This is a genomic window from Mesorhizobium sp. A556, from assembly GCF_054489545.1.
This window is the reverse complement of record NZ_JBTMXA010000035.1, coordinates 1-9,976: the sequence shown is the minus strand read 5'-3', so window position 1 is coordinate 9,976 and position 9,976 is coordinate 1. Positions and strand designations below refer to the sequence as shown.

Genomic DNA, 9,976 nt, shown 5'->3' with positions numbered 1-9,976 from the left:
CTCCTCCTCGATGCCGTCGGTCGTTCCGACGCCAAGGTCGGAGGGAATGCAGCCGTCGATGGTATTGAGGACGAATACCGATTTCCATTCCTGACCCTTGGCCGAATGGACAAAGTGACCCTACGCGGCGCGACGTATTCAGATCGTCAACGTGAAAACAGACCCGGCCCTTGCTGTTGGGGAGTGCCAGTGCCACGCATGAACAACCCGTTCATGGCTTATTCAGCCAGGACAGTTTAACCAGTCAGGATCGTTTTTACCTGATTGGAGGTTGCTATGAAGAAGTTCGTGTCTGCGCTTTGCGCAGGGTCTCTCAGTCTTACTTTTGGGCTGGTGCCCGCTGTCCCGTCTGTCGCGGCCCCAATGATGCCAAAAGTAGAGAGCTTTTCCGACGTTCAGACTGTTCAGTACCGGGACGAGTGGCGTAGGAAAAACCGGAACCATAGCTCCCGTTATCAAAGGGACCATAACCGAAGGGGCCACTGGAAAGGCCATCGCGGCGAGCGGCATAAGCGCCATGGTTATCGTCGTCACAATGATGGGCTTTGGTACCCGCTGGCTGCATTCGGCTTGGGGGCGATCATCGGTGGAACTATCGCTAACCAGCCGGCACCGGTCTATCGCGAACGTCGCGGCGGCAATGCTCACGTCCAATGGTGCTACGGCCAGTATCGGTCCTATCGGGCTTCGGACAACACGTTCCAGCCCTACAACGGGCCTCGGAAGCAGTGCTATTCGCCTTACTAAGCGATGATCAAACGGGAATTGGAAAAGGCGGTCCTTGGGCCGCCTTTTCTATGGGAACAAGAGCGCGTCATCCAGTGTACGGCCAACGTCAGCGGCGGCTTAAGGCTTCCTGCATGAGAGGCTTGCGTACGTCTGCCGACACCCGAAACCCTTCACCATGTCGGTCGTTCAGGTCGACGTCATGAATTCCCGAAAGCTGCCGTTAATTTGAATTTGATGCCGCGGCACGTTTGGGGTGGGTAGCCAAGCCATCCAGTTCCACCTGGTCACCGGCGCTATCAATCAGGATGCCTGGGAAAGGACCTGGTCTCGATCCTGCACGTGAACTCCGGTGTCTCCGTACGCGTACAATGATTTCCATCCTGCCGTCGCCGATGTGCGGATGACCGTCAGCACCAGCGGCAGGACGCGGATCAGAATAGGGAGGCGGCCTAGCCGGCCGCTTCCTGCTCCTCGGGATCGGTAAGGTCATCGAACCACCGCTCGACCTGCAGCTCAGAGAGTTTGTTCTCCAGCTCCTCGGCCATTGGATGAAATCCGGTGAGTGAATGAAACTGTCGACCACGGCATTCAGGTTCGTCGTTCCAGAATCCATTCGACCTACCCAGTAACTCAACCTTCGACATCGGGCGTTCGATCCTCAAACCTCGCCTAATCAATTGAGACTTTTCAGATAGATCGACAGCAGTTGCGTTTGCGAAGAAATGCCGAGCTTGCGGTAGACGTTGCGGCGATGGACCTTAACTGTGCCGGTGGCGATGCCAAGCTTCAGCCCGATCGATTCCGACGAATGGCCCTGCAGCACCAGTTCCACAATCGTCGCTTCGCGCGGACTCAGTTTCAGGCCCTGCCATACGGCATCGGTGACTTGCGAAAGCCCGGTCGCCTTTCGGCCCCGCCGCGAACCAGAAGCCACATTTTCGAACCGATCCGCCAGCTTCGCCCAATACTGCCGAACCATGATGGCCACCAGTGGCTCGGCCTTGCGCAGCAGGGCAAAATCCGCAGCGGGAAACGGACCGCTTTCCTCGCGTCGCATCAGCGACAGCACGACCGTCGTTCCGTCGCCCGTGGGAATGAAAAAACCGATCTCCTCGGCCAGTCCTGTTTTCACGTAATAAGTCCGGTAATATTCGCTGGAGAAGAAGCGGTCCGGTGCCAGTTCACGCATCCGGAATACACCCTCCCGCCGTTCGCGAGCCGTATGATAGAAGGGGTCGAGCAGATAGGGGCCGACCTGGTACAGCGCGACGAACACCACATGCTCGTTGCGGTCGAAGTCGCTGTAGAGATCGATCGGCCTTTCCGCGCCGTTGTAGGCGAAGACGACGATATGGTCAAAACGCACTAGCGCCTGCATCATGCGCCGGAAGGTGCCGCCGAATTCGGCATCAGCCATCGCGTGCTTGCCGACCATGTCGCCTAACGCCGCAAACAGGCCTTCCACGTCGATGCTCACGAGACGCTTTCCTCCGTACCTTGACCTTAACCGCCTATACACCTCCCACGGACAACGATGGCTTAAAATACCTCTCTTGGGGTATATATCTTGCGCGGGCTTTCCTTTTACATTTCTACCCATAATGGTGGCAGGGCAAACAAGAACCGCAGGTTCAGGCTCATCACGGAGAACTGACGTGGCATCGGCTTCGACGCAAGACATCGAGTTCCGGTCGGTGACCAAGAGCTACGGCGCGGTAACCGCAGTTTCCGACATCAATCTCGATGTTCCCAAAGGCGCGTTCATGGCGCTGCTTGGCCCCTCGGGCTGCGGCAAGACGACGTGCCTGCGTATGATCGGCGGCTTCGAGCAGCCGACCAGCGGTGATGTGCTGATCGACGGGCGCATGATGAACGGCGTTCCTGCCTATCGTCGGCCCGTCAATATGGTGTTCCAGCAATATGCGCTGTTTCCCCATTTCAACGTTGAGCAGAACGTCGCCTACGGCCTCAAGCAGATGCGGCCGAAAATCCCCGCCGCCGAAATTTCACGCCGGGCAGGCGAGGCGTTGGAAATGGTGCGGCTGAGTGGCTTCAGCCAGCGGCTCATCCATGAAATGTCGGGCGGCCAGCAGCAGCGCGTGGCGCTAGCCCGAGCTATCGTCAACCGCCCCTCGGTGCTGCTTCTCGACGAGCCGCTCGCGGCGCTGGACAAAAAACTGCGCTCGGCCATGCAGATCGAGTTGCAGACGTTGCAACGCGAACTGGGCATCACTTTCGTTTTGGTGACCCACGACCAGGAAGAAGCGCTTTCGATGAGCGATTTCGTCTGCGTCATGAGCGCCGGCTCCATCCGCCAGATCGGACGCCCGCAGGAAATCTACGATCATCCGGCAGAACTGTTCGTCGCCGATTTCGTCGGCAAGACCAACCGCATCGACGCCACGCTGGAGCAAGATGGCAAGACGGTGCGGCTGGGCGACGGCAGCGCGTTCGCCATCTCGGCCAGACCTGGCGTGATGCCCGGCCCCATCATCGTGGCGCTGCGGCCAGAGGCGATCCGGCTGGAGCGCACGTTAGTCTGTGCCGGCGGCCTCGACGGCGTCGTCACCCATCGCATCTTTCTGGGTTCGACCGCCGAATATTCGGTCGCGGTGGCGGGCCTTGGCGACCTGCTGGTGACCGCGGACCGCAAGACCATGACCGAAAGCGATCTCATCGAGCCGGGCGAGAAGGTGGCGCTGGTCTTCGATCCGGCAGCCACCCACGTTTTCCGGCGTTCAGTTGACTGAGTAATAACAAAGCAAGGGAACACGATCATGACCAAGGATTTTAGGGACAACCTTCCCATCTCGGCTGAAGGCTTCATGGATGAATTCATGCGCCTGAAGCGCGGCTCGATAAGCCGCCGCCATTTCCTCGGCATCACCGGCCTCGGGCTGGCGACCGCCGTGCTGGCGCGCTTCCCCGGTGCGCTATCGACGCCGGCCTACGCCGCCGAAGACCTCGGCACGCAGATGTCCCTCGCCACGTGGCCGAACTATCACGACCCGGCGACTTTCGAGAACTTCAAGGCGGCGACCGGCGTTGCCGTCGAGGTCAACGTCTTCGGCTCCAACGAGGAGATGCTGGCCAAGCTGCAGGCCGGCGCCACCGGCTGGTCGCTGTTCGTGCCGACCAATTACACCATCTCCACCTATCACAAGCTTGGCCTGATCGACGAACTCGACATGTCGAAGCTTCCGAATTTCAGCCCCTCCACGGAAAACACCCGCTTCACTAGCCAGGGCCAGATCGACGGTAAGTCTTATGCGTTGCCTAAGAACTGGGGTACGACCGGCTTTGCCGTAAATACCTCCAAGCTGAAGACGCCGATGGCAAGCTGGAAGGACTTTTTCGAGGTCGCCCAGACCGAGGCCGACGGTCGCGCCATGGTCCACGACTACCAGCTCACCACCATCGGCAGCGCGCTGGTGTCGCTCGGCTACAGCTTCAACTCGATCAAGCCGGACGAACTGGCCAAGGCCGAGGAACTGCTGATCAAGGTCAAGCCACACCTGTTCGCCATCAACAGCGACTACCAGCCCTCGATGCGCGCCACCGACGCCTGGCTGACCATGTGCTGGACCAATGACGGCGCGCAGCTCAACCGCGACATGCCGGAGATCGTCTACATCCTCGGCAAGGACGGCGGCGAGATCTGGACCGATTTCTACGCCATCCCGAAATCGGCTCCGAACAAGCCGGCGGGCTACGCGCTGCTCAACTATCTGATGGACCCGCAAAATGCGGTGAAGGAGCACATCGCCAACGGCGCTCCCACCACCGACAGCCGCGTCATCGCGCTGCTGCCGAAGGAGATCACGTCGAACAAGATCGTCTATCCGGACGAGGCAGCCCTGACGCCGCTGGAATTCGGCGCCGCCGTGACGCTGACCGATCCGGGCCGCGCCGAACTCATGGCCCGCTTCAAGTCGGCATAAGCCGGCCAGTTTCTGGTCGACACCTTCGGCGCACTGTCGAAGGTGTCGAACGGTCGCAATGCGGCGGGCGGCATTAGAGCCCCAGTCGCCAAAACGTCTCAACGCAAATGCATTCGGTAAAAACCTGATGGCTCTGGCCGCAGCAACGAAGAGAAAAATGGTGACGGCGGCCCTGATCGGGCCTGCCGCACTTTGGCTTTTCGTCTTTCTCGTCCTGCCTTTCATTACCATTTTCGTGTTTTCGGTGGGTGAGCGCGCGCCTGAAGGCGGCTACAAGCCCGGCTTCACCTTCGAGCAGTTCGCCAATCTCGGCGCCCGCGCCAGCGCCTTCCTCAATACGCTGACGCTCGCCCCCATCGGCGCGGTCGCCTGCCTGCTGATTGCCTACCCGCTCGCCTACTATCTGGCGGTCAAAGTCAGCCCCAAACACCGCCTGCTGCTCGTTTCGCTGGTCGTCGTGCCCTTCTGGACCAGCATGCTGGTGCGTACCTATGCATGGATGTATCTGCTTGGCGCGCGCGGCATCCCGCATGTGCTGGAACTGCTTGGCATCGAGAACGTGCGCCTGCTCAACACGCCGGGGGCGGTGCTGCTGGGCATCGTCTACGGCTATCTGCCGCTGATGATCCTGCCGATCTATGTCAGCCTCGAAAAGCTCGACCGCAGGTTGCTGGAAGCATCCGCCGATCTAGGTGCAAAGCCGGTATCCACCTTTTTCAGTATTACCCTGCCGCTCTCCTTGCCGGGAGTCATGACCGGCGTAGCGCTGGTGACGATCCTGCTGCTTGGCGAATACCTCATCCCGCAGCTTCTCGGCGGCGGCAAGGTGTTTTTCATCGGTAACGCGCTGGTCGATCTGTTCCTGCAATCGCGCAACTGGCCCTTCGGCTCGGCAATCGCCGTCACGCTGGTGGTCGTGGTGGTGATCGTGCTGCTGGTCGCCATGCGCATCGCCTGGCGCTTCGCCGGCACCAGACAGGTGGATCTGGTCTGATGCGCGCGTTGGTATCGGCCGTCTACCTGTTCCTCTACGCGCCGATCGCGCTGGTGGTGCTGTTCTCGTTCAACTCCGGCCGCAGCGCCAGCGAGTTCGTCGGCTTCTCGACGCAATGGTACGGCAAGGCGCTGTCCAACACCTTCCTGATGGAAGCGCTGCAGACCAGCCTCATCGTCGCCTTCACCAGCGCAGCCCTCGCAGCCATCTTCGGCACCATGGCGGCCATCGGCATGGAACGCCTCGGTGGACGGTCGCGCGCCGTCTTCGACGGTCTGTTCGCAGCCGCGATCGTCGTGCCCGGCGTTGTTATCGGCATTGCCACTCTGGTGGCGCTGGTCCAGGTGTTTTCCGTGCTCAACCCGGCGTTGGCGGCATTTTGGCCGAGCGAGACGCCGCCGAAGCTCGGCCTCGGCTACGGCTCCATCATCGCCGCCCACGGCCTTTTTACCATGGCGCTGGTGACGATGATCGTGAAGGCGCGCATCGCCAGCCTTGGCCGCGACATCGTCGAGGCGTCGAACGATCTTTACGCAACCCCGCTGACGACGTTTCGCCAGATCGTGCTGCCGCAGATCCAGCCCTCCATCCTCGCCGGCTTCCTGCTCGCCTTCACTTTTTCTTTCGACGATTTCATCATCGCCTTCTTTGTCGCCGGGTCGAACACCACCCTGCCGATCTATATCTTCGCCTCGATCCGGCGCGGCGTCACACCGGAGATCAACGCCGTCGCCACCATGGTGCTGGTGGCGTCGCTGGTGATGATCCTCGTCGCGCGCTTTCTCATGCGCGAAAAGAAAGCGGCAGACTGACGTGCATCCATCCATGATCCTTCAAGACCGCGTAGCCATTGTCACCGGGGCCGGTTCGGGCATTGGCGAGGCCGGTGCCGCCATCATGGCGCGCGAGGGCGCGCATGTCGTGCTGGTCGACAAGGATGCCGAGCGGGCCAGCCAAGCCGTCGCCCGCATAAGCGCATCCGGCGGCAGCGCCGAGGCGGTGGCGCTCGACGTCACCGACGACGGCGCACTGGAAGCCGGCATCGCTTCCGTGCTCGCGCGCCACGGCCGTATCGACATCCTGCACAACCATGCCGGCGCCCAGGTCGCGGGCGATCTGGAACGGGTTGAAATCTCGGGCTTCGACCGCTCCTGGGACCTCAATGTGCGGGCGCATTTCATGGCCGCGCGCTTCGTCATGCCGGGTATGCGCAAGGCAGGCCGTGGCGTCATCCTCAACACGTCTTCCAGTTCGGGTGTGCTCTACGACCGCGAAATGATCGCCTATACGACCACCAAGCACGCCGTCATCGCCATGACTCGGCAGATGGCCGGCGATTTCGCGCGCTATGGCGTGCGGGTCAATGCGCTCTGCCCCGGCTGGGTCGACACGCCCTTCAACGGACCATTCATTGCCCAGATGGGCGGGCGCGGCGCGATCGAAGCCTATATCGCCGGCAAGGTGCCGCTCGGGCGCTGGGCCGATGTTTCGGAGATCGCCGAACCGATCCTGTTCCTCGTCTCCGACCGCTCCTCCTACATGACCGGCCAAGTGCTGGTGGTCGATGGCGGCGAGACCGTGGTTTGATCTGGGACCCGCTTCGAAATCCGACTGACGGCTCGCGGGCATGGTGCGTAAGGACGAGCGTAGGAGCGTGATAGGGCGGATTGTCTTCTCATCAGCCCTCCCAACTGTCGTCCAGCCATTCCCCGCGTACAGGACCGAACATGTACCGCCCAAGGATTAAGGCACCGAAGCCGTCCATCGAGCGGTTGGCAGAGGTCTCGTCTACGCCCTCCGAGCCAGCGCCGTCGCCGAACATGGCTTGGCCGTCGCGCCAAAGGTTTGCGATCGCCATGAAGGGAGCATTTTAAGCGTGAATCTGTGCTTGGCCTTCGGATACTACTTTCCCGTGAATTCGAAAAAGGCACTCGCGGGGACGAGACAGCGCTTGCTTTCACGGAACCTTCTCCCTTCCGAGCGGAAACTGAAAATTGGACCGCTTTTGGGATTTGCAGGGGGAAAACCGAAACGCATTGACACGAGTTCGATCATGTCACCTGTACTTCGCATCACGGGCCCGTGTCGCTGATCTTGACGTCGTCTGCCATCGGCAAACTCAGTTTGCTTTGTTGCGCCGGAATCGTCAGTTCCAGTTGCCGCATAAGCTCGCGATATTCGTCCCAAACGAATGTGTTGTTCGTAGTCGTTGAACATTCTGGAAAGATAGGGCGGACAACCTCGGCCGACGAGATCACGTTGTCTACCGAATCTGGGGGGTCGTCACCGAAGTAGCTGCTTGTCGGTACCTTCGTCCCGAAGTGGACGGGCGGTTCTCGGCCGCGAAGCCGCCTGTCAGCAACGCGCCCAATATCGGTCATTCACAACGAATTTGGTGTCACCCGAAAGCGGACGTTGCCAGAGCGGGCCCTATCAGGGGTATGGACCACCGACTACGCTGTTCGTGTCGGGCGATGTGCCGGATATGGAATAAGCGCACCATCAACACAAATCGACATATCAAATTCGACCAGAAGCGGAACCTGCGGCCATCTGCCGGGTTATTGATCGCCTCACCAACGAGGCTTTCTGTAACCGAAGGGAGACGACGATGGCGACAACGAATAAGACCGCGAAGGCTTCCACGAAAGGCCTGGAGGATCTGTTCCTCGACGGGCTGAAAGACATCTATTATGCCGAGAAAAAGATACTGAAGGCATTGCCGAAAATGGTGAAGGGCGCCGAATCCGAAGAGGTTATGGCTGCCTTTGAAAAGCACCGTATGGAGACCGAAGGCCAGGTCGACCGCCTTGAGCAGGTGTTCGACCTTCTAGGCAAGCCAGCCCGTGGCAAGACCTGCCCGGCAATCGACGGCATTCTCGAAGAAGGCTCCGAAATTCTGGAGGAGTACAAAGGTGCTCCGGCAATTGATGCCGGGCTTGTCGCTGCTGCGCAGGCGGTTGAGCACTACGAGATTGCCCGATATGGGACGCTAATAGCATGGGCTGGGCAACTGGGCATGAGAGATGCCGCAGCGCTCCTGCAAGCCACGCTGGAAGAAGAGTCCGCTACTGACGAGGCGCTCAGCGCGCTGGGAGAAGGCGGCGTAAACAAGCGGGCAATGGCAGAAGCCGCGTAATCACAAATCATCGAACGTTAAAAACCTCGGCGACCTGCCGGGGTTTTCTTTTAGTGGGAGTGACCATGGAAAAAACCTTCAATCACATGGCAGAAGCGGTGGCGCATGCGACCGGTAGACCTTGGGCTTTTGCGATCTGTGTCGCCTCAGTCGTGCTTTGGGCTGTTTCAGGCCCTGTCTTCCATTTCTCCGAAACGTGGCAGTTGGTGATCAACACGGGGACAACGATCGTTACCTTTCTGATGGTGTTCCTGATCCAGAACACCCAGAACCGAGATGGTGCCGCCATCCAAGCCAAATTGGATGAATTGATCCGGTCCGGTGAAGGCAAGAACTCGTTCATAGGAATCGAGCACCTGACCGAAGCCGAGGTAGAGAAATTCCGCGAACTCTGTGCTCAAGCGAAAGAGCGCGTCGCTAAGAAACAGGCGGAACCATATAGCCAGACCCGTTCGAATCGCTTCAGGGATGGCCGACGAAGCCGGCGGCGGGTTCGGCAGTGCGACTGGCGGCGCTTCGCGAGCCGCGCGCCAGCTCGGAGCGCAGGCTCACGAAACTGTGCAGCAAAACCCTGGCACGGTCGGTTCGGTCTTTGTGCTCGGTGGGATTTTCGGGCTGATGATCGGTATCGTGCTTAGCCAATCCGATATGTTTGATCGTCGCTGGATCTAGCCTGCCGCGAAGAAGCGGAACGATGCTGCTTTGCTGGTCGAGCCGCTCAACCACCGCTGTAAGCAACCAACGTCACCGCCGTGCATTGTGCGGCATGGACAAGATTAAGCGCCCCCGCCATGAAGGCAACTATCCCGACCGCAACCTAGATTGCGAGGAAGCGATGGGCGCCGCGATCCGCGAACTGGTCGACCTTGCGGACAATGCAGGCTGGAAAACGCCTGAAGTGCTGGCGGCCATAGGAAGCGCGATAGTCCACCAGCGAATCGCTTATTCTGAAGACCCCGATCCGACTGACGATCCACCGTGAACGAACAAAAAGCCCGCGCATCCATCAGGACACGCGGGCTTAATGAACGGTAACCCACCAAAACGTGACCTACGCGGCGCGTCGTTGCGCGAAGTGAGGACCCGAACGGGCTCGACGAGGGTCGACGGCAGTCACGATGCTGTGGTGGTGATCGCAGTAGACGCGATCCGGCGAAGTTGGCCCAGCACAAA

At 60.0% G+C, this 9,976-nt stretch carries 10 protein-coding genes and 2 pseudogenes; 10 read left to right on the top strand and 2 right to left on the bottom strand.

The features are described 5' to 3' along the window. A partial coding sequence (locus ACX3P0_RS24875) for a hypothetical protein (protein ID WP_459092853.1) occupies positions 1 to 240 on the top strand: 240 nt, incomplete at its 5' end. Positions 241 to 276: 36 nt separating this feature from the next. Further along, positions 277 to 747 (top strand): BA14K family protein, encoded by a 471-nt coding sequence (locus ACX3P0_RS24870; protein ID WP_459092851.1) that lies wholly within the window; start codon positions 277 to 279, stop codon positions 745 to 747. Between the two features lie 655 nt (positions 748 to 1,402). Here ACX3P0_RS24870 and ACX3P0_RS24865 read toward each other — a convergent pair. Then, complete coding sequence (locus ACX3P0_RS24865) at positions 1,403 to 2,206, bottom strand: response regulator transcription factor (protein WP_459092849.1); 804 nt, start codon at positions 2,204 to 2,206, stop codon at positions 1,403 to 1,405. Between the two features lie 124 nt (positions 2,207 to 2,330). On the opposite strand from ACX3P0_RS24865, the gene ACX3P0_RS24860 reads away from it, so the two are divergent. The 5 genes from ACX3P0_RS24860 (at position 2,331) to ACX3P0_RS24840 (ending at position 7,251) form a co-directional block, all read left to right on the top strand. Then, entirely contained in the window at positions 2,331 to 3,479 is a 1,149-nt protein-coding gene (locus ACX3P0_RS24860; protein WP_459092847.1) for an ABC transporter ATP-binding protein, read from the top strand. Between the two features lie 27 nt (positions 3,480 to 3,506). Then, positions 3,507 to 4,670: a polyamine ABC transporter substrate-binding protein gene (locus ACX3P0_RS24855; protein WP_459092845.1), complete on the top strand. Its 1,164-nt coding sequence runs from the start codon at positions 3,507 to 3,509 to the stop codon at positions 4,668 to 4,670. A gap of 127 nt (positions 4,671 to 4,797) precedes the next feature. Beyond that, positions 4,798 to 5,664 carry an ABC transporter permease gene (locus ACX3P0_RS24850; protein ID WP_459092843.1) on the top strand — a complete coding sequence of 289 codons (867 nt, stop codon included), beginning with the start codon at positions 4,798 to 4,800 and terminating at the stop codon, positions 5,662 to 5,664. Continuing rightward, a complete protein-coding gene (locus ACX3P0_RS24845) occupies positions 5,664 to 6,476 on the top strand; it encodes an ABC transporter permease (RefSeq protein ID WP_459092841.1) in 813 nt (270 codons plus the stop codon). The genes ACX3P0_RS24850 and ACX3P0_RS24845 overlap by 1 nt, the downstream gene beginning before the upstream one ends. A gap of 13 nt (positions 6,477 to 6,489) precedes the next feature. Then, entirely contained in the window at positions 6,490 to 7,251 is a 762-nt protein-coding gene (locus ACX3P0_RS24840) for an SDR family NAD(P)-dependent oxidoreductase (protein ID WP_459092839.1), read from the top strand. 22 nt (positions 7,252 to 7,273) lie between these two features. On the opposite strand, the pseudogene ACX3P0_RS24835 reads toward ACX3P0_RS24840, so the two are convergent. Next, positions 7,274 to 7,501 (bottom strand): annotated as a pseudogene (locus tag ACX3P0_RS24835) (dihydrofolate reductase family protein); the annotation flags it as partial. Positions 7,502 to 8,275: 774 nt separating this feature from the next. Here ACX3P0_RS24835 and ACX3P0_RS24830 point away from each other — a divergent pair. The 3 genes and pseudogenes from ACX3P0_RS24830 (at position 8,276) to ACX3P0_RS24820 (ending at position 9,785) form a co-directional block, all read left to right on the top strand. Beyond that, on the top strand, positions 8,276 to 8,803 hold the full coding sequence (locus tag ACX3P0_RS24830) for a YciE/YciF ferroxidase family protein (protein ID WP_459092837.1): 528 nt from the start codon (positions 8,276 to 8,278) through the stop codon (positions 8,801 to 8,803). A 65-nt stretch (positions 8,804 to 8,868) separates the two neighbouring features. Then, positions 8,869 to 9,234: pseudogene (locus tag ACX3P0_RS24825) on the top strand (low affinity iron permease family protein); the annotation flags it as partial. Between the two features lie 335 nt (positions 9,235 to 9,569). After that, entirely contained in the window at positions 9,570 to 9,785 is a 216-nt protein-coding gene (locus ACX3P0_RS24820; protein ID WP_459092835.1) for a hypothetical protein, read from the top strand. The last annotated feature ends 191 nt before the right edge of the window (positions 9,786 to 9,976 follow it).